The organism is Arenibacter arenosicollis (assembly GCF_014397245.1).
In the GTDB taxonomy this organism is placed as follows: domain Bacteria; phylum Bacteroidota; class Bacteroidia; order Flavobacteriales; family Flavobacteriaceae; genus Arenibacter; species Arenibacter arenosicollis.
The window spans coordinates 35,307-59,711 of record NZ_JACLHY010000027.1; the positions used below are offsets into that span (position 1 = coordinate 35,307).

The 24,405-nt window shown below is 41.0% G+C and carries 16 protein-coding genes; 2 read left to right on the forward strand and 14 right to left on the reverse strand.

The window, feature by feature from the left end; genetic code table 11:
• The first annotated feature begins 490 nt into the window (after nucleotides 1-490).
• Together H4O18_RS19000 and H4O18_RS19005 are read left to right on the forward strand one after the other, a co-directional pair.
• Nucleotides 491-4,036 carry a VCBS repeat-containing protein gene (locus tag H4O18_RS19000; protein WP_187587590.1) on the forward strand — a complete coding sequence of 1,182 codons (3,546 nt, stop codon included), beginning with the start codon at nucleotides 491-493 and terminating at the stop codon, nucleotides 4,034-4,036.
• On the forward strand, nucleotides 4,033-5,361 hold the full coding sequence (locus tag H4O18_RS19005; RefSeq protein ID WP_187587592.1) for a vanadium-dependent haloperoxidase: 1,329 nt from the start codon (nucleotides 4,033-4,035) through the stop codon (nucleotides 5,359-5,361). Before H4O18_RS19000 ends, H4O18_RS19005 begins: the two co-directional genes overlap by 4 nt.
• 76 nt (nucleotides 5,362-5,437) lie before the next feature.
• On the opposite strand, the gene H4O18_RS19010 is transcribed toward H4O18_RS19005, so the two are convergent.
• The 14 genes from H4O18_RS19010 to H4O18_RS19075 form a co-directional block, all read right to left on the reverse strand.
• On the reverse strand, nucleotides 5,438-7,513 hold the full coding sequence (locus H4O18_RS19010) for a CehA/McbA family metallohydrolase domain-containing protein (protein ID WP_187587594.1): 2,076 nt from the start codon (nucleotides 7,511-7,513) through the stop codon (nucleotides 5,438-5,440).
• Between the two features lie 95 nt (nucleotides 7,514-7,608).
• Nucleotides 7,609-8,328 carry a ThuA domain-containing protein gene (locus H4O18_RS19015; RefSeq protein ID WP_187587596.1) on the reverse strand — a complete coding sequence of 240 codons (720 nt, stop codon included), beginning with the start codon at nucleotides 8,326-8,328 and terminating at the stop codon, nucleotides 7,609-7,611.
• A gap of 17 nt (nucleotides 8,329-8,345) precedes the next feature.
• A complete protein-coding gene (locus tag H4O18_RS19020; RefSeq protein ID WP_187587598.1) occupies nucleotides 8,346-11,687 on the reverse strand; it encodes a PVC-type heme-binding CxxCH protein in 3,342 nt (1,113 codons plus the stop codon).
• 81 nt (nucleotides 11,688-11,768) lie between these two features.
• Nucleotides 11,769-12,179, reverse strand: coding sequence for a cupin domain-containing protein (locus H4O18_RS19025; protein ID WP_187587600.1), 411 nt, complete (start codon nucleotides 12,177-12,179; stop codon nucleotides 11,769-11,771).
• Nucleotides 12,180-12,186: 7 nt separating this feature from the next.
• Nucleotides 12,187-13,047, reverse strand: a complete 861-nt coding sequence (locus H4O18_RS19030) for a phosphoenolpyruvate hydrolase family protein (RefSeq protein WP_187587602.1) — start codon at nucleotides 13,045-13,047, stop codon at nucleotides 12,187-12,189.
• A gap of 61 nt (nucleotides 13,048-13,108) precedes the next feature.
• Nucleotides 13,109-14,617, reverse strand: coding sequence for an MFS transporter (locus tag H4O18_RS19035; RefSeq protein WP_187587604.1), 1,509 nt, complete (start codon nucleotides 14,615-14,617; stop codon nucleotides 13,109-13,111).
• A 41-nt stretch (nucleotides 14,618-14,658) separates the two neighbouring features.
• Nucleotides 14,659-15,888 carry a Tm-1-like ATP-binding domain-containing protein gene (locus H4O18_RS19040; RefSeq protein ID WP_187587606.1) on the reverse strand — a complete coding sequence of 410 codons (1,230 nt, stop codon included), beginning with the start codon at nucleotides 15,886-15,888 and terminating at the stop codon, nucleotides 14,659-14,661.
• Nucleotides 15,889-15,936: 48 nt separating this feature from the next.
• Entirely contained in the window at nucleotides 15,937-17,076 is a 1,140-nt protein-coding gene (locus H4O18_RS19045; protein WP_187587608.1) for a glycerate kinase, read from the reverse strand.
• 64 nt (nucleotides 17,077-17,140) lie between these two features.
• Nucleotides 17,141-18,052 (reverse strand): glycoside hydrolase family 43 protein, encoded by a 912-nt coding sequence (locus tag H4O18_RS19050; RefSeq protein WP_246474450.1) that lies wholly within the window; start codon nucleotides 18,050-18,052, stop codon nucleotides 17,141-17,143.
• A 72-nt stretch (nucleotides 18,053-18,124) separates the two neighbouring features.
• Entirely contained in the window at nucleotides 18,125-19,306 is a 1,182-nt protein-coding gene (locus H4O18_RS19055) for an aldose epimerase family protein (protein ID WP_187587612.1), read from the reverse strand.
• Nucleotides 19,307-19,369: 63 nt separating this feature from the next.
• On the reverse strand, nucleotides 19,370-20,449 hold the full coding sequence (locus H4O18_RS19060; RefSeq protein ID WP_187587614.1) for a cellulase family glycosylhydrolase: 1,080 nt from the start codon (nucleotides 20,447-20,449) through the stop codon (nucleotides 19,370-19,372).
• Nucleotides 20,450-20,676: 227 nt separating this feature from the next.
• Nucleotides 20,677-21,711: a glycoside hydrolase family 43 protein gene (locus tag H4O18_RS19065; protein ID WP_187587616.1), complete on the reverse strand. Its 1,035-nt coding sequence runs from the start codon at nucleotides 21,709-21,711 to the stop codon at nucleotides 20,677-20,679.
• Nucleotides 21,712-21,802: 91 nt separating this feature from the next.
• Nucleotides 21,803-22,495 (reverse strand): DUF3823 domain-containing protein, encoded by a 693-nt coding sequence (locus tag H4O18_RS19070; RefSeq protein WP_187587618.1) that lies wholly within the window; start codon nucleotides 22,493-22,495, stop codon nucleotides 21,803-21,805.
• 20 nt (nucleotides 22,496-22,515) lie between these two features.
• The gene (locus tag H4O18_RS19075; protein WP_187587620.1) at nucleotides 22,516-24,405 is read right to left on the reverse strand and encodes a RagB/SusD family nutrient uptake outer membrane protein; all 1,890 of its coding nucleotides are present in this window, start codon (nucleotides 24,403-24,405) and stop codon (nucleotides 22,516-22,518) included.

Consider the following 24,405-nt stretch of genomic DNA (forward strand, 5'->3'; position numbering starts at 1 on the left):
TTTTTATATTGAAGGTAAATCAAAGGTTGATTATCTGTTTCCTGCAAACTATGACGGTAACACAAAGAGTTATGAAAAATACAAGTCCCTGCGCAGAAGAATGAACGGCCATCTCAAATCCATTGACACGGATGCAGGAATTTAGGAGGAATTCACCACCTATTCCATCCGCCATTCCTGGGTAACCATCGCCAAGTTTATGGGAATCCCTACAGAGGTAATCAGCGATGGATTGGCCATAATTCCTTAAAAACAACACAGAGCTATCTTAAGAGTTTTACCAACAATGTATTGGATAAGGCTAACGAAATGGTAGGATTATATTATATGACACGTATTGTCGAACAATAGAACAAAATGAGGTTTCCCTGTCTTACGAACATCCATAAATTTACCAGCTAACATATAAATGGTTGGAATGCCTAGCTTCCACCTTTATAATGACAGTAATAAATTTACCCCTTTTACCTAATCATAAAGAATTTGGAGTATGAAAATATGTGGAAATATTTGGCATTCTATAGTTTTGCCCCTTTTTATTTTAACAATTTTTTGGGGCTCTGCACAGGAAAAACCTACATTATTTAAATTGTTACCTGAAACAAAAACAACTATTGGTTTTAATAATCAACTATTTGAAAATGACACACTCAATATTCTTAATCAGGCCAATATCTACAATGGCGGTGGTGTAGGAATTGGTGATTTTAACCAGGACGGCCTTATGGATATTTACTTTGCAGGAAACATGGTATCGAGTAAATTGTACATGAATAAAGGCAATTTGCAATTTCAGGATATCACACAAATTGCCAATGTTAATGGACACGACAGATGGATTACAGGAGTATCAGTGGTGGACATAAATACGGATGGATTGCCAGATATTTATTTGTCAGCATCCTTTAGGCCGGATCCTATTCGTCGAACTAATTTACTGTATATTAATCAAGGGGTTAATAAACAGGGTGTTCCCATATTTAAAGAATCCGCAGTTGCCTACGGACTTGCAGACAATGGATATAGTACACAAGCCTATTTTTTTGATTATGACAGGGACGGTGATCTTGATATGTACCAAGTGACCAATGAAATATATGATCCTAGAACACCCATTTATTACCGTGCCAAATTGACGGATGGCAGTGCCAAGAACACGGATAGGTTATATCGAAATAATGGTAACCAAACTTTCTCCGATGTTTCCAAAGAGGCGGGAATAGGATTGGAAGGTTGGGGACATGCGGCGGCTATTACGGATATCAATGGCGATGGTTGGCCTGATATATATGTAGCCAATGACTTCATTTCCAACGACCTGTGCTACATTAACAATAAAAATGGCACTTTCACAAATCGTCTGGACGACTATTTTAAACACACAGCTTGGAACGCCATGGGCACCGATATCGTGGATGTCAATAACGACGGACATGTAGACCTGATTTCTTTGGAAATGCTTCCGGAAAACAATCTTCGTAAAAAACGAATGCTCAGTGGCAATGAATATTACAACTATATCAACAATAGTCAATACAATTACAACCACCAATATGTTAGAAACGTTTTGCAAATAAATAGCGGTCCTGACCAGAATGGTAAATCTGTTTTTAAAGATATGGGCTTTATGGCCGGGATATATCAAACGGATTGGAGTTGGTGCCCTTTGGTTGCCGATTTCGACAATGATGGGCTCCGTGATATCATTATTACTAATGGCCTACCTAGGGATGTTACGGATTTAGACTATATAGCCTATGACAATGGACAAAGTGGTAGTTCACAAAGTGCTACTTTGGCCATGACAGATTCCTTGCCAGTCGTAAAACTAGCCAACTATGCATATAAAAATACCAATGGAATAATCTTCGAAAACGTTTCCAAGGCTTGGGGAATAGACCATTTGTCCTTTTCCAATGGTGCAGCATATGCCGACCTTGATAATGATGGAGATTTGGAGGTTGTGATAAATAATATTAATGGACCAGCATTTATTTATGAAAACACTACCAATAAAACAGGCAGTCATCTCACTATTAATTTGGAAGGACCTAAATTTAATACTAATGGTGTAGGTGCGTCCATAAAAATATTCTATTCCGGGAATCGCCAACTGCATTATGAACATTACCCCATTCGAGGTTATTTATCTACGCACGACCAAAGAGTGCATCTTGGTTTGGGTGAAGCAAAAAAAATTGATTCGTTAAGGATCTATTGGCCTGATGGTAAACAACAATTAAAAAAAGATATTTCTTTGGGGGCGCCCCTTACACTTAAATATAATGATTCCCATAAACCAAACTCCATCCCTACTAACAATTCGGCCAATTTATTATTCATGAACTCGGCAAGCACTTACAATATAAATTTCAAACCTAAGGAAACCGATTTTGTAGATTATAATATCCAAAGTACCCTACCCCATAAATTAAGTCAGTTTGGCCCCGGAATAGCCGTAGGCGACATCGATAATAACGGCTACGAAGATTTTTATATTGGAGGCTCCTCCGATAATCCCGGTGTGTTCTTTATGCAGGATGCCAATGCCAAGTTCTCAATGGATTCTTCAAGGTTTTTGCAGGAAGAGGATATTTTGTACGAAGATATGGGGGTACTGTTTTTAGATGTTGACAATGATAATGATCTAGATCTATATATGGTAAGTGGGAGTTACGAAATCCCTGCCAATCATGCCATTAGTAATGATCGTCTTTTTATAAACAATGGTGAAGGAATGTTTGAAAGAGATATTAATAGCCTCCCCCCAGATTTCACAAACGGTTCTTGTGTAAAGGCCGCAGATTTCGATGGTGATGGGGATTTAGACCTTTTCGTGGGAGGTCGGGTCGTATCTGCAGCATATCCTGCGGCACCAAAAAGTTATTTATTAAGAAATGAGAACGGAAAATTTATTGATGTGACTAATGACTATTCTCCAGGATTAAAAAATATAGGTATGGTAACAGATGCCTTGTGGACCGATTTTGACAATGATGGAAAAACCGATCTGGTATTGGCAGGAGAATGGATGCCCATAACATTTTTGAAAAACACTGGGTCATCTTTGGTAAAAGTGGATGTAGGCATAGAAAAACAGTCCGGCTGGTGGAATAGTTTAGTGGCAGGCGATTTTGATAATGATGGTGACATGGATTATGTTGCTGGTAATTTGGGTCTTAATACCAATTATACGGCTACCCCAACAGAACCGATGACCATAATCGCCAAAGACATCGACAATAATGGTTCCCTAGATGCAATGGTATTCTGTTATATGACCGGTGATGACGGCATCCGTCAATCATTTCCCATTGCTTCAAGGGACGATCTGGTTGGCCAGGTAATTACAATGCGAAAGAAGTTCCCTACTTATCAATCTTATGGCTTGGCCAGTATGGACGATTTATGGAATGAAACTGACAAGGAGAGTGCCATAATCCTGGAGAGCACTGAAATGCGCACTTCCTATATTGAAAATAAGGGTAACGGAAAGTTTGAATTGCACCCACTGCCACTTCAGGCACAGGAAGCTCCTGTATATGGCATGTTGGCCAATGACATTGATGGAGATGGAAATTTGGATCTTCTAATGGTAGGCAACGATTATGGGATGGATCCTTATAGCGGAAGGCACGATGCCTTTAATGGCCTTTGCCTAAGAGGAGACGGTGAAGGTAATTTTAACGCTATGCCATCCGCCAATACAGGTTTTCATGTCCCTGGAGATGCAAAAGGGCTGGCACAATTATATACTGCAAAAAATGAACCGGTACTAATTGCTACCCAAAACCAAGATGATCTTTTAGTGTTTAGCAGCAATAATCCAACCCAAAAAACTATCGATCGTTGGGTGGATCTTAATGTGGATGATTTTTCTGCGGAAATCATATATAAGGATGGACGGAAAAAAAGATTGGAATTTTACTACGGTTCTACTTATATGTCACAATCCACACGTAAACTGCCCATTGAAAAAGATATGGCCAAGATCACAATTATTAATTATAAAGGAAATAAAAGAAACGTTTTATGAAGAGGATATTTTGGTTTGGAATATTAATTTTAGGTACCCTAAATTCAAATTGGGCACAAAACTGGAAATCAAAAACGGAACACGCCGATTTTGTTCATAGAGCCATCAAACAGGTTACAGATGTTATGGTCTATGATATTTATTCACCTCCTGTAACCAGTCGCACCTATGCCTATGTTTCCGTAGCGGCATACGAAACATTAATTCAAGACCAGAAAGATTATGTCAGTTTGGCTGGGCAGTTGAATGGGCTCGGAATTGTTCCAACTCCCGACAAGAAAAAGGAATATAGCTTCACCTTGGCAGCAGTACATGCCATACTAACTTCGGGAAAATCCTTTGTAATATCCGAGGAAAGGATAGATGATTTTGAAAATATTATTCTCCAGGAATTTAAGGACATTGGGATACCTGATGATGTATACAACAACTCCATGGCCTACGGACAACAGGTAGCCGAACATATACTCAAGTGGGCTTCCGAGGACAAATATAAAGAGACCAGGACCTTGCCGCAATATAGCGTTAAAAATGATTCTGCTTCTTGGAAACCGACCCCTCCGGCATATATTAAAGCCATTGAACCTAACTGGAACAAGCTCCGAACTTTCTTGATCGATTCCGCAGCCCAGTTTAAGCCGATAGCACCACCATTATTTTCCGTAGATAGCAGTAGTGTTTTTTATAGGGATGTTATTGCAGTATATAATCAAGTTCGCAAAAACACAGAAGAGGAGATTGAGATAGCAAAATTTTGGGATTGTAATCCGTTTAAAATGAATGTAAGGGGGCATGTGATGTACGCTACAAAGAAAATTTCCCCCAACGGACATTGGATGAACATCACTTCATTGGTATGTAAAAAAGTCAATGCCTCAGCTGTAAGATCCGCCGAGGCCTATGCTTGTCTAGCAGTAAGTTTGGCCGATGCCTTTATTAGCTGCTGGGATGAAAAATACAGGAGCGCGGTAATACGACCAGAAACCTATATCAATATTTACATTGATCCAAATTGGTTACCTGTACTGCAAACCCCGCCATTTCCCGAATATACTAGCGGACACAGTGTTGTATCCTCCAGTGCGGCAATAATGCTGACCAAGATGTTCGGGGATAATTTTGCTTTTGCAGATTCTACTGAAGAAGAATTTGGATTGCCTACACGTAATTTTAGTTCGTTCAAAAAAGCTGCCGAAGAAGCGGCGATCAGTAGATTTTACGGCGGAATTCATTATATGCCCGCCATAGCCAATGGACAGGATGAAGGGTATGCGATTGGAGAATTCTTCGTCAACAATCTTAATACAAGAAAAAACAAAGGGTAGTTTTCCAATGTTTAAAATAGTGGATCCTTTGGATTGAACACTTAATCGAAATCCAAAGCCAGAAGCATTAGGTATCTTATTTGGAAAAATATATAGTCTGTGTAAATGCTCCATTGGCGGCTATGTCCCAGACCTCTACCCTAGCCCATGTTCTATTTCCGAGGTTAAGGGAAAGTTGAAATTCCTCTGAACCAAAGGCCCCGGTTTTGCTTAAATCCACTCTTTTCCGAAATACTGTTTGGCCATCACCAGATACTACTTCCAGAAAATTGAGGGGGAATGTCCAATCTATATTCAGGTGAATTTTTGCCTCGCCATCAGCATTCAATTTTACAGATTCTCCTGACCCTTTGCCGTTAAGACTAAAATTAGGAATTAAAACTTCGCCTGTGGTTGAAAAATACTTCCCAGTGGTCATTGTATTAAGAACAGGGGCCCAACCATCCTTAAATTTGGGGAGGGTATCCAATTGTAAATAATTGATGTTCATATGGGCATACATCTCATTTTCCAAAGTCACTGTAAAAAGATCGGCCTCGGCAATAATTTTCTTTTTGTCTCCCCAATTGTTCATGTCGTCCAAAAGATCCAGTACCCTTGTTCCTAATTTGGGAGAGGATAGATCAGCCGGCATGGGTTTCCAGGCACCTCCTAAAAAATGTTGGGATTTGAAGAAATCTTCATTTTTGTAAGCATCAGGATATCCTGTAGATCCTTTAATTCGAGGATGGGCAGTCCATACCAATCCATTCTCCAACTCCAATAAATGTTGCATCTCCACTTTGTCTTTAATTCTATATACTTTTCCGTATACCTTGTCGTCGGAAACAAAAGGTTTATTGTTTTTGTTGGACATTATCCAGTTGACAGGTTTTGGAAATATGGCCATCCAATGTCCACCGAGAAACTCGTTGGGCTCTTCACCTGGCAATAAGAGGAAATCCTCATCGGACAATCTCTCGCATTGTTCAAAAAGGGCACTCAATTCCTTTAAACGTATTTCATCTGGTCCTTTAGGATGGGCGGTGTAGTGGAACTCTCCCAAATGAACGATATCGACTCCCATTTTTTTAAATACTTCTACAAATTCCGGGGCTGCTGGCATGACCTCATTCTTCATTACAACGTTCATAATAAATTCATTATGAAAATGGCTTGCCATCGTCCTATGTCCTTTTAAAGGAACATATTGGTCCGAGTGGGTATACTTTTTCACATCTTCCAACAAACTATCGGCCTGCCCTTCACCAATAAGACAAAAGAAATTTAGTCGCTGTTCGCTTTCTGGAGGAGCATTGAACCATGGAACATATCTGTGATCGCCCTCAGGGTCATGTCTTATTCCCATACCGTATTTGGAAACCATATTTCTATAATGTGGACCATGCCAAACGGATTTTAAATTAAATGCTTCATCAAGAGGATAAAAATATTGATGTGGAGGTGGAAAGACAGCAATAGAACCCTCATTTCCATGGCCAATAATAGTACGGTATTTTACGGCTGTGTTTGTACTGGCATTAATAATATTTTCAGCTTGCACAAATTCGTCCTTTATATTGGCAAAGGAAATATTGTTCCAAGGTTTATCCGTTATAAGCCCAGCATCATAAAGGATTGCTGTTGAATCTTTTTGTGTTGAAATTACGGCTGCAATATTAAAAAGTGGAATTCCATTATAGATAGTTATTTCCAAGGAACCTTCAAAATTTGGAGCGCTTATATCCCCAATACTTATAATAGTTCTATTTCCATTTTTAGTAATGATTGCCTCCCTTTTGTTGATATTTAAAACATGGGAAGTATAAGGGCGGGTAGGTACCTTATCAAAAAAGATAGTCCAACCATTCTCAGGTTTCAAAGTACGACTTCCGATATTTAAAAGGAAAACAGGATCCACATTTGAAGAAATGGCCTTAAATTGATTATTCTTGCCCATGGCAATAGACCGAATTAGGGGCTCTTCTTCGTTCAAGTTGATAGCCAATTGACAATTATTCCCATTGTCCAATGGCCAAGTGACTATAAGATCACTTTTATTCAAGGCTATGATTGTACTGTTTTCATAGGGATTTTCCGGGAATACCACTGGTATCTGAGCATTCATAACTAGGCCAAATAAGAGTAAACCTTTAATTAGGAAAAATTTCATATGTGGTGATGTTTTTGTTTATTTCGATTAGCCCGTTCAATATCTATATTAAAAAAAAGTCCCGACGATGAATCGGGACCAGTGCATTTTATGTTTTAATTTAGCCACTCTAAACTATTCCTTAATATGGCTTTGTATGCTTCATGGTCATGTGCCCTTTCGTCATGGCCCAGAGTATTGCCAACGATTTTTACTTTGGGATGTTTAACGATCCAAACCGTGGGATACTCTTCACCAGATTTTAACCCTCTGCTTACTGCCAATATCTCTATTTCTGCATTAGGATCTTTTTCCCAGCGATATAACTCATCCACAATTCTAAACTTGGATGGCACTCCTTTCATTATAGGATGATCTGGTTTAATTACACTGACTTCAAATTCTTGGAGTTCTTCGTGTGATCTGGAGCCACCGCCAACCAACTCCTGGTTGTATTCTGGCCAATCCTTCCAATTGTACCAAGTACTGGGGTGATAAATCAAAAGATTTAAATTACCAGCATTTACCTTTTGGAAAATCGTGTTTTTAACGTTTGCATCCAAGGGTTTATTATTGGTCAACATAAGAACATCCGTATCACCGATAAGTTTTCCCAATTCTTTATTATCCTCGGTATAATTGACTGTATTCTTTCCTTTTTTACTTAGTATTTTGCCATCGGCAATACCAAAGTATTTTAGGAAATCGTGGGAACCACCACCACCCATTACCACAATTTTCTTGGCGTTCTTTTTCTTGGAGATATAATTTCCATCTTGAGCTGTTCCGTTAAAGGCAATGAACAGTAACATTAATAAAATTCCTGCTTTTTTCATATTTCTTATTGTTTTCTTTATTTGTTGGCAACCCAGTCCGAACTATTTTTTAGGATGGTCTGATAGGCTTTTAATCCATGGGCCCTTTCATCGTGGCCCAAAGTATTCCCGACAATCTTGGCCTTGGGATGTTTTACGATCCAGACCGTGGGATATTCCTCTCCGGATTTTAAGCCCCTACTTACCGCTAGAACTTCTATTTCCGCTCCGGGGTCCTTTTCCCAACGGTACAGTTCGTCCACGATCCTGAATTTGGAGGGCACCCCTTTCATTATGGGATGATCCGGCTTAAGGACCCTTACTTCAAATTCCTGAAGGTCCTCATGGGACCTGGAGCCCCCGCCAACCAAGGTTTTATTGTATTCCGGCCAGTCTTCCCAATTGTACCAGGTACTTGGATGGTAGATAAGTATATTCATTTTCCCCGCGTTTACACGGGACATAATGGTATTTCTGGTATTTTTGTCCAAAGGTTTGTTGTTGCTCAATACCAGTATATTAGTCGTTGGGAGTAAGGTTCCCAATTCCATTGAATTTTCCGTGTACATAAACGTGTTCTTGCCTCCTTCACTAAGGATTTTTCCATCCGCGATACCAAAAAACTTTAGGAAGTCATGGGAACCGCCCCCGCCCATTGCAGCTATTTTTAGAGCTTCTTTATTCTCGGAAATATAGGATCCAGGGGCTGTTACTATGATCACCCCCTGCATCATTCGCCAATGCCCGGGAAAAGTACAGACATAGGGATATATACCGGGAGTATCTGGAAGTTTGAAGGTTACAGACCCTGTGACGCCCGGTGTCAACATATCCGTTGCTCCAAGTACATATCGCGATTTAGGCACATAGCCCATTTTTTCCGCTTCGGGATTCTTCAATAACCCATCTACCATGGCCCCAAAAGTATCCAAACTGCCAGGTTGGATGACCACCAAATTATGGGACATCTGATCTTTATTGTTCAAGACTATCTCTACGGTCTGACCCGCTGTGGCATGAAGAGTCTTTTTATCAAAGGCCATCTCCTGATTTACGGTATTTAGGACGAAGGTTACATCGGCCTCTACCTTGCCTACCTTGCCAATGCCCAGGTCAATGTGTTGATTTCCACCGGTATTCACACAGTGGACCGCAATTAAGTTCTTTCCTTGTTTAAACAGATCACCTTTGTCGCTATCGAGCTTTATGTACTTGTAGGATTCGCTGGCACCCGCTTCCGACATCAAAAGTTGACCATTTACAAAAACCTCATAATCGTCGTCATGGGTTATTTTGATTACAGGTTCCGATATTTCATCTGTAATGATCACTTCCTGTCGCATCCAAATATCGGAGCTGCTCCATTTGGTATTCACCTCATTAACATCCTCCCCTCCAAACTTGGCTGTTCCTTTTTTCCAATCGGAATCATCAAATTCCAATTTCGTCCAGTTATCGGAAGGTTTTTCATTGGTATAGTTCCAAGTGGTTTTTTTCTCTTCCGCCGAGGGTACTATCATTTCAACCGATGCAGGGTCTACCAACTCGAAGTTTGATTCCCTGAAATAGATCTTTAGCGCGGCATTCAGCCATTTGTCAGAAATGCTGGCATTGTCCTTGGACAATTTTTCTATTTCGGTATACAGGGCATTCGATTCCGGTAATTCCCCTGCTCGGAGCACTGCGGCCAACTTGATCTGGGGATCCGGACTGCTTACAAGTCCGGACGAAGCCAAACTTTCACTACTTTCCTTTGTTTGGGGCAATAAGGCCAGTGCGGCCCGTTTTACACCATAGGAACTATTGGTCAAGCCCTTTATAACTACCTCAATGGCGGCAGTATTGGAACCATTGAGTGCCCCCAATCCTTTTAAGGTCCACAGGGCGTGCAAGGCGCCGGCATTGAGGCCGCCTTTGTCATTATCGGTGTTGCTGGCCATATTGATCAAATCCGGGATTAGGGACACCTTCTTGTTCTCCACGATCAAACGCTGAGCGGTCGTCCGCCAGAACATATTATCGCTTTCCAAAGCCTCCAAAAGTTCTTTGCCATCTACGGGATCCAAGCTCGTAACATCGGGGTCATCGCCATCCTCATGGGTAATGATATAAATCCTTCCGTGCCCGTAATCGCGCAGGTTATTTAAATGGGCGTTGCCCTCTCCCTTGTCCGCGTTCCAGATCTGGTTATCCATTCCGCGCTTGTCCGGGTTGTGCTGGATTACGGGGTTGTACCAATCCGCCACCCATAAATTCCCATCCGGACCTGTCTCCGCGAAAACCGGAGCGGTCCAGGCATCTGTACTGGCAAATATATTGCCACCATCGACCTCCTTGTACCCTGCCCCATCCTTAACAATTTTTGCAATATGTACCAAATGTCCGGTAGGTTCGCTAACATACATTTGATTTCTATATTCTTCCGGATAATTTCCTGCCGTATAAAAATTGGCCCCGGAGGCGGCGGTATATCCGCCACGGACATCTACCTGCTGTAGGGGAATGGTATCTGCAGGAGTAATTTCATAGTGCCCTTGTATAAAATCCGCATTTATCGCCCATGAGGGCAGTTTGTCTAAATAATCATAGTGTTTCAAAGGAATCCCGACATAACAGCAGTGGTTGTTGTTGGCGGTAGATCCGAATATTTCGAAATTCTCGTTAAAACCGAGTCCCCAGGTATTGTTGTTGAACTGGCCCACGGGTTCGAAATAGGAACCGTCCTTGGCAAACTTGTAGACCCCCATCTTGAATTCTACCGGTTTGCCCTGAAACTGGTTTTCAAAGCCCGAATACCCCACGGAACCCCAGATCATGTTATCGAGCCCATAGCGCAGATTGGAGGGCCCCGCATGGGTGTCCCAGGTTCCGAAACCATCGAAGAGCACGGTCCTTTTGTCCATTTTGTCGTCCCCATCGGTATCCTCCAGGAAAACCATATTGGGAGCTTGCGACACAATGGCACCGCCTTTTACCAATGTAATTCCCGTTGTTAGATTTTGTTCGGTGGCAAAATCGGTAAATTTATCGGCCCTGCCATCTCCATTAGTGTCCTCACAGATAGTGATCCGATCGCCTCCAACATCATTGGCAAGTCCATGGGGGTAATCCTTGGACTGTACCACCCATAGCCTGCCCCTTTCATCCCAGGTAAAGGCTATTGGGTTGATAATATTGGGCTCTGCGGCATATAGCTCCGCTTTGAAACCTTCCGGAAGCTGAATGTGCTTTTGGCTATCCTCGGGACTTAACGGATTCTGAACCCTAGGGTTCTCACCCGTATAGGTCAATGGCGGGGGTGGCTCCTTTTCTCCGGAGCAGCTCGATAATACTACCATTCCACAAAATAACAATGAAAGGTAAGCGGTTATATTTTTCATTTTTTTAAAGTTTAATATTATAAATTACTGTCGCCGAGCCAAAATGGAAGGGCTTCACGACAGTGTTGCTATTTTGGTCCATCAGATTCTTGGACGATATTCCGAATAAGGTGTGTTTTTACTTACATCCACGGTGCCGGCCTCCCACCCTTCGGGTGGGGACAATATGGCCAAAAATTCCAGTTCTCCTTGACCGGCATTAAAAGTACCGTGTGCCACATTGGCCCCTATGTAAACTGATTCACCTGCTTTCAATAGCTGCATTTCATCCTCGATCCATTGTTCTGCCGTGCCTTTTAAAACGTAAAGAATTTCGTGCATTTCGGGGTGTACGTGAAAATTATGTCCCCCGCCTTCTTGCATCACCACCTTTACCATATAGGAGCCGGCCTGTTTTATAATTTCGGGATGATAATGCCAGTGATGGTCTCGCCCGAAGACCCTTTCGAACATCTGGTCTTTTTCCTTGATGAATTTCCAATTCCTTTCCATAAACAAACTATAGGGTCAATCCCTTGAACTCCTTAGTCAGATTGGTCAATGACTGTTCTATCCCCATTCTTTCCAAAGAGGATGCCCCTACAAAGCCGTGCAGGCCTTTGCAATGTTCCAGTACGTATTTTACATCGGTAGGGGTATTGATCGGTCCGCCGTGGGCCAATAAAAATGTGTCGGGATTTGCTCTCTTAACGGCGTCGACAATTTTTTGGGTACGCTCCAGGGCATCGTCCATGGAGGCGGTGGCACTGGTAACCCCGATGGATCCCCCTACGGTTGTCCCAACATGTGCAATTATGGCATCGGCACCCACATCGGCCATTTGTACGGCCTCTTCCGGTTTGCCGACATATACGATTGAGAATAGGTCCATTTTAGTAGCTAGATCCACCATGTCCACTTCTTTTTGAAAACTCATTCCAGTTTCTTCAAGAACATTTCTAAAATGGCCATCGATAATGGAATGGGTTGGGAAATTATTCACTCCGGAGAAGCCCATATCCTTTACTTTTCCCAAAAAGTGCCACATCCTTCTTCGTGGGTCGCTTCCGTGAACCCCACATATTACAGGAATTTCCTCCACTACAGGTAGTACCTCGAACTCCCCGATTTCCATGGCCACAGCATTGGCATCCCCATAGGCCATCATCCCTGCAGTTGAACCGTGACCAGACATTCTAAACCTGCCCGAGTTGTAGATGATGATCAAATCCGCACCACCTTTCTCTATGAATTTGGCACTGATCCCGGTTCCTGCACCGGCCGCAATAATGGCTTTTTTTTGATTTACAACTGCTTGCAACCTTTCTCTAACTTCTTGTTTTGTGTAGGGGTTTCCTTTCCCCGTCCATGGATTTGGCATAAAATTCTATTTTAGTATTAGTTTATTTTTATTTATGTTTAAAATCTATTGTTTAGTATTCTTAAATTTCGACTTGTTTATATCCGCCCCGCTTTCTAAAATAAAGTATAAGGAATAGATAGCCTAGGGCCATCGTTAAGGGTATCAACGCCGTTATCACCAATGCTCTTCCGGCACCATAAAAACCAGCCTGTTCCACAGGCACCTTGTCTATTTTGACCTTGGTCTGGGCATTGTCCCACCAGTTTTTCAAATTACTCAGATTGGCGTTGTCACTTAATCCCTTTCCAGTGCTTTCCCAACGTTTGATATCTGCATTCAACTGCTCTCCATTATCCCTTAAGATTGCGACTTTACTACCGTCCAATCCTTTAATTGGGCTAAAGAACAAGAATCCATTTTCCTGTTCCGCCTTATAACGGTCATATGATTCATTAGACTCCACCTTAATTTTGTTGGAAGCAAAGTAATCTTGCTTATATCCAATACCAGGTCCCCCCAAGAGACCTGCAGATAACATTCCCACTCCACCAACAATACCCATGGTTACAGCACCTCCCCTTGGAAATCGTTCCCCGACAACACCGAGCATAGTGGGCCAAAAGAAAGTTTTCGCTATTCCGTAAATAGTTACGGCGAATACCATTACAAGTCCCGAAGTGGAGTTTCCTAGGATATACAGTCCTATAGCTCCGAGTATAGAACATGCAAAGAGCAATCCTAAAGGTGATATTCTATGGACTATAGGTCCCGCAAAAAACCTAAGTACGAACATGAGGGCCGATGTATATATAAATAACAAAACCCCTTTAGTTGGATTTTCAAGAATATTACCTGTTATATTCTGTATCCAACTATCAGTACCCAATTCTACATAACCTACCAACATCATCAAGATCAACAAAGAAATTAATAAAGGGGAAGCCAGTTGACGAAACATTTCGCTAAAGCCAACTCCTGCTGCCCTTGCCTCCGAAATTGGAAATTTTTCCTTAAGTATGATAAAGCCATAAATAAGCACGGGAATTAGAAAGAAGCTCATTAAAATCTCCCAAGAAACCAAGCTATGAAAGGCAATGGACAATAAACCTCCTACAATCATTCCTCCTGGCCAACCAGCGTGTAAAATATTCAAGTAGTGCGTTTTGTTTTTTGGGTATAGTGTTGCTACAAGGGGATTTACAACCGACTCGCATATACCATTCCCTACAGCAAATAGAAACGTGCCCCAATATAGGCACCAATATGCAGCTTCCCGTCCCATGGCTTCAAACACATATACAGTTGCGACGGTGACAACTAAGGACAAAAAGTGCATTACAAAAGCCAAAATAAGTAAAGGCTTATAACCTACCCTGTCCACAATAAGACTAAAGAGAATAATGATTACACCAAAACCAACAAATCCACCTCCCGTAATGGAGCCCAATTCGGTCATGGTAAATCCAAACTGATTCCCCCAATCTACTAGAATTGCTCCACGTACAGCAAAGCCAACTCCACCGGTTACGATAGTAAAAAAACTCGCCCATAATAAGCGATTTCTGTTAATATTATTTACATCCATCATTATATATATTAAGTATATGTTGTCGGCTATTCTAACGCTGTCTAATTCTTTTGATCCCTTAGAATTTCCATTAAGGATTCTACCGCCTGTGTGGCAAAACTCTCGGTATTGATATTTGAGTTTACCTCCAATATTTTGATATTTTTATTTGCATGACTTTTTAGGGAACCGAACAATTCCTGGTCTATCGCCGGATTGTGAAATACTTCTCCAGGCCCACCAATTTTTGATAGGCCTCCCATAGGAAGCAAAACAATGACAGGAGCCATGGACTTATTTATCTTTTCGGCTATAGTCTTTCCCAATATTCTGTTCTCTTGTTCATTGGTCCGCATAAGGGTTACATCTGGGGCCCAACTAAATAATTGTCTGTCCTTATATTTTTCTGGAACGGTTTCCAAAGGACCAAAGTTTACCATGTCCAAACATCCCGGTACCACGATCTGTGGAATTCCTATTTTGGCCGCAGCTGTTAAGCGATCCGGCCCCGCACTACAAATTCCGCCGCAAAGTTCATCGGCCAATTCAGTTGTAGTAATATCCAATATAGCATCGATACATCCATCTATAGTCAATCCCTCCATCGTCCTACCTCCTACACCGACGGAATGGAATGCCAACACCTCATAATTTTTAGCCCTTAGTAATTCCGAACATTTATCTACACAAAGTGTAGTGTTTCCAAAAACACTAAGAGCTATGGATTTGCTCTGTCTTTCATCAGTCGACCCAGAGACTTTAATCATTCCCACAATCGCGGCCGCCCCTTGGCGCATTACTACCTTGCTGATACTATTTAACCCGGCCACATCAACAACAGATGGCATCAAGGTGATATCCTTAATGCCTATGTGTATGGACAAATCTTTGGTTGCCAAGGTACTGATGCAAAATTTTGGAAATCCGAAAGGTAAAGGTTGCATGGCCTTAAGTGCTATAAAAGTCCCGCCGCCGCCGCCCATTCCTACTATGCCATGGGCTTTTTTCTTGTTGAAAAGATCTTCAACAATAGCGGCAGCACCATTTCCCATGACTTCAATAGCACTTCCACGATCTTTATTTTCCCTAAGATCGGTCAGGGTATTTCCACCACTTAAAGCCACCTCCTTAGCCTCAAAATTTACCGGAAAGAAATCAGTAGACCCCATTATCCCTGTATTAATGGTAATTACATTCAACCCCAACTCCGCAAGACAGCTATACAGATATCCGAAGTCTTCCCCTTTGGTATCGAAACAACCAACCATTATGACACTTCTTTCTTTTTGCATATTTGTATTACTGTGTTTGTACATTGTTGTTCTAAAAATATGAAGCCCTTAATTTCTATTAAAACAATTAATGGTGGCCATTATATTTTTTGCGGATTCCTGAATAAGTTCGGGAGCATGCTTAATAGCTTCTTTTAATTCCATTGGCTGGTTAATAATCGAATACACTGCATTTACCCCCAAATCATAAACACCCTCTATATCCGCACCAATTTTTCCAGTAATCACGATTACGGGGACCTTGTGTTCTTTTGCCAAAGCTGCGATCCCGGATATGGTCTTGCCTTGTAAGGTTTGTCCATCAATCTTACCTTCTCCTGTAAATACCAAGTTGGCCTCCTTTAAATACTCTTCAATTTTAAGAGTGCGTAGAATTAATTCAATCCCATTTACAAGCTTCCCTTTTAAAAACGCCATTAATCCTGCACCAGTACCTCCGGCCGCTCCAGCTCCCGGAATCTGGTCGATATCGATTCCCAATGTTGTCTCAATGCAATAAGCATAATGGGCAAGGTTAGTATCCAATATTTGCAGATCTTTTTTGCTACCCCCTTTTTGACCTCCATAAACTATAGAGGCACCATTCGGCCCGGTTAGGGGATTGGAAACGTCGCAAGCAACCACCACCTCGCAACTTTGAATTCTTTTATCAAAATAAGTCAGATCTATGGTGTTCAATTGATTTAGACTACCACCCCCCTCTGGAATATCGTCCCCCTTGTTATCCGTAAATTTGGCCCCAAGTGCCCTGACCATTCCAGTTCCTCCGTCATTGGTGGCACTTCCGCCAATACCGATGATAAATTTATTACACCCCCTATTAAGGGCATCCTTTATCATTTGCCCTGAACCAAATGTTGATGTATTTAATGGGTTCTTTTCATTCTCCTTCAGCAATTCCAAACCGGAAGCCTTCGCCAATTCGATAACCGCCGTTTTTTTATCTTTCAAAATCCCATACTGTGCCTTGATTGGTCTCATCAGCGGATCAAACACAGGAACGATAATTCTTTTACCTCCAACCCCGTTCAGAAGGGCGTCCAGAACTCCTTCCCCACCATCCGATATGGGGATTTCATGGATTAGCGAACCCGGCAGTACCTTCTTAATTCCTAAGGCAATATTTGAGGCAACCTCCTTAGCCGATAAACATTCTTTGAATGAATCAGGAGCAACAACGATATTCATTTTCTTTGGGTTTGTTTCTTATTAATCATTTTCATTTAGCATAATTTATCATTGCATACCCTGTCTATTCGGTTATTAGAAATCTGAACCCGTCTTTTTCTGTTATCAAATAATCCGGCCTGACTTTTTCTTCTATAAATTTTATTTTTACAATTGCAGTTCTTCGTGGTTGGGTTAGAGTGTCATTGAAATGGGTATGCAAAACATATTGCATGTCTCCTTTGTTATCTATAAATACATCTCCATGACCGGTGCCGTTCTCATTAAAAAAATCTTTATGTATTATTGGACTATCGTCTGTTTTTCTCCAAGGACCTAAAGGACTTTCGCTTATGGCATAGCCAACGGCATAATCGGGATTTCTAAAATCGTTTGCCGAATAAATCAAATAATAGAGTCCCTTGTGTTTTAAAACTGTGGGACCTTCGGTTACTGGCCAGTTGGTATTTTGGGTGTTTTCCCATGGGAGCTCGCCGGAAATACATTCTTTTAATGTTTCTGGTTTTATACTCATTAGGTCGTCGTTTAATTCGGCGACAAAAATCCTATTGCCCTTATTAAGGCGTACATGATATAAATATTTTTTGTCATCGTCATCAAAAAATATGTAAGGGTCTATTTGTTTTACAGGAGCTTCCAAATCTTTTTTTGAAGTGCTCCTAAAGGGACCTAATGGGCTATTACTTATGGCCATGGCTATATGTTCGTTTGCGGTATAGGCCATATAAAAAAGATTATTGTATTTAAATACTTGTGGTGCCCAGAATCCTATTTCCCCAAAAGCATCACCTTTTTGCAAGGCCAAGCCGTTCTTGGCTCCATTTGGTCCCGACCACTTCGATAAATCTTTGGAAGTGTAAACCAAAAAACCTTTATCCTTACCCCTTTTGGGATCGCCAGTAGTGCCATACAAATAATAAGTATCGTCATAATAAAAAATAGTAGGATCTGCCAAATAGATTTGACTGGAATCCATATCCATAAACTTTTGGGCATTAGCTCCCCAAAAAACAATTGAAACTAAAATTATACAGAATGCTCTCAAAACCTATTTAACGCTAAATTTATATTCTGAAACAGTATGGTAAACTTCCCCTGGACGAAGAGTAATCGAAGGAAAATCAGGTTGGTTGGGAGAATCTGGGAAATGCTGTGTTTCCAGACAAAAGGCCGTCCTAAAATCGTCTTTGGCGCCAGATTTTAGCGTGTTATCCGAAGCCATAAAATTGCCGCAGTAAAATTGTACTCCAGGCTCCCGGGTGTATACATCCATCACAATGCCAGATTTATCCCCTACCACAGTAGCGGCATGGTTCATACCATTGGACTTGGTGCCATTTAAAACAAAATTATGGTCATACCCCCCACCGAATGTCAATTGCTGATCCTTCTCCTCTATGCGTGCACCAATAGTATGGGCAACTTTAAAATCGAAAGGTGTTCCCTTTACATCTCTCAATTCCCCTGTAGGTATCAGTCCTTGATCTACAGGTGTAAATTTATCTGCATAAAGTTGCAATGAATGGTTTAGGATACTTCCACTTCCCTCTCCATTGAGGTTGAAATAGGTATGATTGGTCAAATTTACAACTGTGGTTTTATCGGTAGTGGCTTCGTAATCTATTCTAACAGCCCAGGTATCAGTTAGCGAGTAAGTTAACTTTACTGTTAAATTCCCAGGGAACCCTTCTTCCATATCGGGGGAAGTATATCTCAGGATCAGAGTTTTAGTATCAGGTTGTTCGGCATCCCAAACCTTATCCTGAAATCCGTGCTCCCCACCATGAAGGGCATTCTCATTATTGTTCGGTACCACAGAATATTCGGTGCCATCCAAAGAAAATTTGCCCTTTGCAATCCTATTGCCTACCCGGCCTATTGTAGCTCCAAAGTAGGATTCGGCAGATTCCACGTAGTCCTTAACGCTGGGATAACCTATGGAAACATCTACAAAATTGCCATCTCGATCGGGAGTCCAAAGAGCCACGATCCTACCTCCGTAGTTGGTAATGGCCATTTTCAAATCCTTGTTTTCCAGCCAAAATAGCTTTACCGCCTTGCCATCAATGATGGTGTCAAAATTAGTTTGTTGTAAAGCGCTTTCCATTGGTGTATGCAAATTTGTTTTGGCTGTTTCCGGAATTATCCCCTTTTTATTGGCATCCCTACAAGCCATCAACGCTATTACAGCTAACATAACCAAGATCCGACTACATTTTATTTGCTTCATTTATTTAAATTTTATTGAAATATCCATACATATACAATGGGCATTTGTGACCCTTACTATATGCTAGTTTTTCTTATTAACCTCCTTATTCAATTTTTTAATCAAATCTGCCTCATCCTGTCTGTATGGTGTGCCATCCTTTCTAAAAACTTCGTGGAACCATTCAATTGGTTCCCCTCCATCCTTGATCGGGGTGTTCCAAGCATATTTTGTATTGGATTTACCTGCTACTAATCCCCAGTTGATGGCACCGATATTTTCTCTTTTTAAAATTGGTAGAATATTGGAGAAACGGCTATTATTGGTCCGTGCCATATATTCGGTGCAGACCATTGGTCTACCATGGGATTTTAAAAGGTTGATTATATGTTGATGGTGTTTTTCATCCTCATAGTTGTGATACGTCAATATATCAGAATTCAAGGCTTGGAAAGCGTTGAGTTCTTGAAAATCCCACGCCCATAAGCCTGCAGTTAAAGGCTGACTAGGGTTGATTTCCCTAGCCCATATAAATACGTTCTTTAACAGCGGCATTGAACTAGTTAGTTTTCCCGTATTGCCAGGCTCATTGTAAAGATCCCACATGACAATCCGGTCATCATTGCCAAAGGTTTTGAGGATATCCTTGACATAAACCTCAAGTGCGGGGAAGTTTTCCTTTTCCGTTGATGACGGGTCACCGGGATCCTGTACCCATCCAGAATTATGGGTTCCAGGAACAGGGTCTGGTTGTTTTCCGATTTTAGGAGTTTTGCCCCATACATCATCAAAAAAAACAAAAATTGTTTTGATACCGTGATTGCTCGCTATTTTCAAATAGGCATCCATACGCTGCTTAAATCCCTTAGGGTCAGCTTTGTATGCCAAGCTGTGAAGATACACCCTCATGGTGTTGAACCCGATACCTTCTGCAAAGCCTAATTCCTGATCTATTGTTTTAGCGTCGAAGGTACTCTCTTGCCACATTTCCAATTGATTAATGGCAGTACTGGGATTAAAATTGGCACCGGTCATCCACTGTTGTTGTGAATACCATTCCGTGGCCTTTTCAACAGACCATTTATTCTTGGTTAAAACATCTTCTTGTGATATCCCTGTATAAGATATGATTAGGGCGGAAACTATCAGTACTATTTTTTTCATCTGCTAATTTTTATTGGTTTTGATGATACTCCCATTAGGAATTGGAAGGAATTATTTTTATGTATGGAGTTAAGAATGGTTTTATACTTCAGCATGACTATTTTAAAATAGAAACAGAACTTTGTATAGCACACTTCATTTGATAAAATTACCGGGCCGTATGAGAGACCCGATAATTTAAGAAACTAACTCAACTCAACAATTTTTTTTCCGTTTTAAAAGCATTACTACTTGGGTATTTCTAGAATTACATTCTCGGGCAACGGTGGTCCCAAATATGGCATTCCACTGGTATCCCAATACAATCTTTGCATTCTTGGAGAGCGAAATCTACCACATCCCTGCCCAGATTTAGAATTGGCATGATACAAAATCCAATCCTGCTTACCATCCGGAGACTTAAAAAATGAATTATGTCCAGGAGCATACACACCATTTTGTGGAGCCTGAGTAAAAATTGGTTCCTCCAATTTTTCCCAAGCCGTAGCATCCAATAAATCGTCACCTCCATTAAATGACAAAAGTCCAAGACTGTAATTATCGGTCCAGCAGCCGCTTGCCGAGAAAACAATGAAAATTCGATCCTTGTGTGCCAAAAATTGTGGCCCTTCATTTACATTAACATGGGGAAGATCGGGATCATCCAAATCCCCGTGTTTTTCCCATTCATATGTTGGTGAAGAAATTTTCGCCCTTTCCCCATCTATCTCCAAAGGGTTTTTCATCTTGGCAATGAAAATATCCTGTTGACCATTGGTATCACCTTCCCATCCAGACCAGATCATATATAACTGCCCTTTATGGTTGAATACATTACCATCAATCGCCCACTTGTCTGTCTTAGCCGAAATTTTACCTTTAAATTCCCATTTTCCTTTAAAGGGATCTTTAGACGAATTCTCCAATGCATACATTCGATGGTTCTTATTATCACCATCATCCGCGGCAAAATAGACATACCACTTGTTGTTTATTAAATGAACTTCCGGAGCCCATATCTCTTTGGAGTAATCCGTTCCTTCCGGTGGTGTCCAAACAATAATACTTTCAGCCTTGTCAAGAGCCGCTAAATTTTTAGTTTTCCAAAGTACCAAACGGTTCTGTAAAGTATTTGTGTAATAGTAATATCCATTGTGATAGGTACTGAAAGGATCGGCCCCAGAGGGCAATAAGGGATTGGTAAATGTTTTGTCTTGTGAAAACACCGAAATAGTGAAAAGAAGAAAAAACGATAATAAATATGTTATTTTAAGTGTTCCCATCTAGGTTTTCTTTTATCTTGCTCAACAACGGAATATTATTCTAATAGAACCCTCGAAAATTTATGATTTCCGAGGGGTTTATTTAAAAAGATTAAAATTCTATTTTCTGTACTTGGCTATATATCATGTCTTCAATTCCGGCAACTTTAACACCAATACGTGCAAAAATGTAACTTTGATCCGGTTTCTTTGGATCACTGGGTATATTTACCGACATACTAATATTGCTCATATTGGAAATATCGGCAGCATCTTCCTGGGCCATACTTCCTTCCCCTCCACTATTGGCATCAACGAATTGAGTTCTGTTAATAATCAATGTAACCCTTTCTACAGCCTTTGCATCTGCTCCGGAAATAATTTGTTCTACACTACAGCTTGCATTAATGGTCCCTGAAGCATGGGAGAATTGGGCGTTCCTTATCATATGATAAGGAGTAACCTCAATGTCCATAGCCTTATCACCTGTTAAAGAGAAAAACAAGGTATCGGAAGGGGTCTTAAATGGACCTTGTCCAGGAACAAAAGACAGTTTGTAGTCCCCTGTAAACAAACGGCTACTAAAGCTACCTTCTTGAGCAATGGCAACATCTATTGGCGCAGTTAATGCATAACCCGGTTGCCATAATTGAAACCTAACTTGGTTCCGTGCAACTGGTATAGCTTCCCCGTTGTAAACAATATTCCCGGAGAATATTGCATTTGGTTCATCAAAATTATCTAGTGCGCAAGACGTGACCAATAATAAAGTGCTGAATATGAGTATATAAAATTTAGCTTTCATTTTTTTTGTTTTAAAATTGATTATTGATTTGGGTTTCTAACCAATTTAGGGTTGTTGTTAATTAAATCTTGCCCTATTTCAGAATAGTAGTTCCCGAATTGAAAACGGTCAGCACCAGTAATTCTGGAAAGTCTTAAAGTTTTGTACAGATACTTGCCATTGTTAGGGTCACCAGGGTTGTAATATTTATATGGCCATATGCTGTATGGCTGAGTTTCCCTTTTGGTAGCAATACCAATGTTTTGGGTAACTTCTGTTTCGCTTATAGGATTTCCGTCCAATACTATATGTGCCAACCTCCATCTTTTTAAATCAAAGAAATGTAATCCTTCAAATGCCAACTCCACATAACGCTCATGAGCAATTTTATCAAAATTAACATCTGCTCCGGTTAATGGGGTAGTAATGCCAGCTCTCTGGCGAACCTGGTTTAAATAGCCTGCAGCAACATCAGGTTGTCCCAATTCAAAGGCAGCTTCTGCGGCGTTCAAAAGAACTTCTCCAAACCGATAACGAATAAACCAAACATCACTTTGGGTTCCTCGACGACCAGATCCAGTATTTGGATCCTGATATTTACGGATGTAGAAACCTGTTTGAGCTGTAAATTCAAGACCGTCTATTGGACCATCGAAACCAACCACCTGAACTTGTTCTGTACCGCCTGGCAAGGTTTTTTCCTGTCCTCTGGAATCTCCACTTACAATGGATCCATCGGCTAATACTATACCAGCCCAGATATCCACGGGTTTGGATTTAAAGGTGGTACCTGGTAAAATAACCGTACCTGCCAAACGGGCATCCCTGCCTTGGAAAATATCACCAATATTATCATAGTAAACCGGAGTACCCCCTGCTTCATTGGCCAAAGGAGCATAAGTACCGTTAAGTAATTCAAATGATTGAACAAATTGTAAACTTGGGTTAATTCTACCTCCTTCTTCTTCCTCGGCACCAAAACGTGGCTGGTTCCAACCTGTAAAATAATGCGTCTTTCCACCTCCCACTTTATAATCTTCCACAAAAATGGCTTCCGGATTATTCGCCTTATCGTAAAACAATGCCTCAAAATTTTCGGAAAGGTTAGGCTTGGAGTTATATAAGGCGTAAGCACCGGCATTTCCGTTGATAATGGACTGAGCCGCTGTAAGTGCTTTGGTATAATATCCCTCTGCCATTGAAGCAGGAATTCCAACTTCATTACCTGGTAATGAAACTTGCGGAGTAGTTGCTCCATATCTAGCTATAGAACCCGCATAAAGGGCAGCTCTGGTTTCCATCGCTAAAGCGGCACCTTTGGTGGCCCTGGATTTGGAATCGGGGTCCGTAGGTAATATATCCTTAATGGCTTCGGCTTCGCTTATCACGAAATCATAAATAGCAGCTTCCGTTTCCCTTGGATGTTGAAGGTAAGATGCATCTCCACTGAAATCATAGGTTTCGGATTCCAATATTAACGGAACACCACCCATTCGTTTCACCATTTCAAAATAGTAGGAGGCTCGTAAAAAACGTGCTTCTGCCAAGAAACGTGTTTTTAGGGAAGCTTCCAATTGAGTGGCCTCCTCGCATCGCTCTAAAAATAAATTTATTTCACGTATATACCCATAATTCCATGTTCCCCAGCTGCCAAAGCCCCAGCCATCATTTTGAAACGCAGGATAACGACCGGCCTCCGACCAATATGCTATGTTGAAATCTGCCACTGAAGCCCAATCATCCAATCTGCCAAAATCTTCATATCGGTTATAAAGATCTCCTAATACAGAAAGTACGGCACTTGGATCTGTAAATATCTGTTCTTGGGTTAAAATTGAGGAAGGCGGCCTATCCAAGAATTCCTCATCATTCTTGGAACAACTCCAAGCTAGACATATTGCTAGTATTATTGTAAATATATATTTTTTCAT

Excerpts from the sequence above, each read along its gene's own strand:
- H4O18_RS19000 (WP_187587590.1), top strand. The coding sequence starts at position 491 with ATGAAAATATGTGGAAATATTTGGCATTCTATAGTTTTGCCCCTTTTT.
- H4O18_RS19005 (WP_187587592.1), top strand. The coding sequence starts at position 4,033 with ATGAAGAGGATATTTTGGTTTGGAATATTAATTTTAGGTACCCTAAAT.
- H4O18_RS19010 (WP_187587594.1), bottom strand. The coding sequence starts at position 7,513 with ATGAAATTTTTCCTAATTAAAGGTTTACTCTTATTTGGCCTAGTTATG.
- H4O18_RS19015 (WP_187587596.1), bottom strand. The coding sequence starts at position 8,328 with ATGAAAAAAGCAGGAATTTTATTAATGTTACTGTTCATTGCCTTTAAC.
- H4O18_RS19020 (WP_187587598.1), bottom strand. The coding sequence starts at position 11,687 with ATGAAAAATATAACCGCTTACCTTTCATTGTTATTTTGTGGAATGGTA.
- H4O18_RS19025 (WP_187587600.1), bottom strand. The coding sequence starts at position 12,179 with ATGGAAAGGAATTGGAAATTCATCAAGGAAAAAGACCAGATGTTCGAA.
- H4O18_RS19030 (WP_187587602.1), bottom strand. The coding sequence starts at position 13,047 with ATGCCAAATCCATGGACGGGGAAAGGAAACCCCTACACAAAACAAGAA.
- H4O18_RS19035 (WP_187587604.1), bottom strand. The coding sequence starts at position 14,617 with ATGATGGATGTAAATAATATTAACAGAAATCGCTTATTATGGGCGAGT.
- H4O18_RS19040 (WP_187587606.1), bottom strand. The coding sequence starts at position 15,888 with ATGCAAAAAGAAAGAAGTGTCATAATGGTTGGTTGTTTCGATACCAAA.
- H4O18_RS19045 (WP_187587608.1), bottom strand. The coding sequence starts at position 17,076 with ATGAATATCGTTGTTGCTCCTGATTCATTCAAAGAATGTTTATCGGCT.
- H4O18_RS19050 (WP_246474450.1), bottom strand. The coding sequence starts at position 18,052 with ATGGATTCCAGTCAAATCTATTTGGCAGATCCTACTATTTTTTATTAT.
- H4O18_RS19055 (WP_187587612.1), bottom strand. The coding sequence starts at position 19,306 with ATGAAGCAAATAAAATGTAGTCGGATCTTGGTTATGTTAGCTGTAATA.
- H4O18_RS19060 (WP_187587614.1), bottom strand. The coding sequence starts at position 20,449 with ATGAAAAAAATAGTACTGATAGTTTCCGCCCTAATCATATCTTATACA.
- H4O18_RS19065 (WP_187587616.1), bottom strand. The coding sequence starts at position 21,711 with ATGGGAACACTTAAAATAACATATTTATTATCGTTTTTTCTTCTTTTC.
- H4O18_RS19070 (WP_187587618.1), bottom strand. The coding sequence starts at position 22,495 with ATGAAAGCTAAATTTTATATACTCATATTCAGCACTTTATTATTGGTC.
- H4O18_RS19075 (WP_187587620.1), bottom strand. The coding sequence starts at position 24,405 with ATGAAAAAATATATATTTACAATAATACTAGCAATATGTCTAGCTTGG.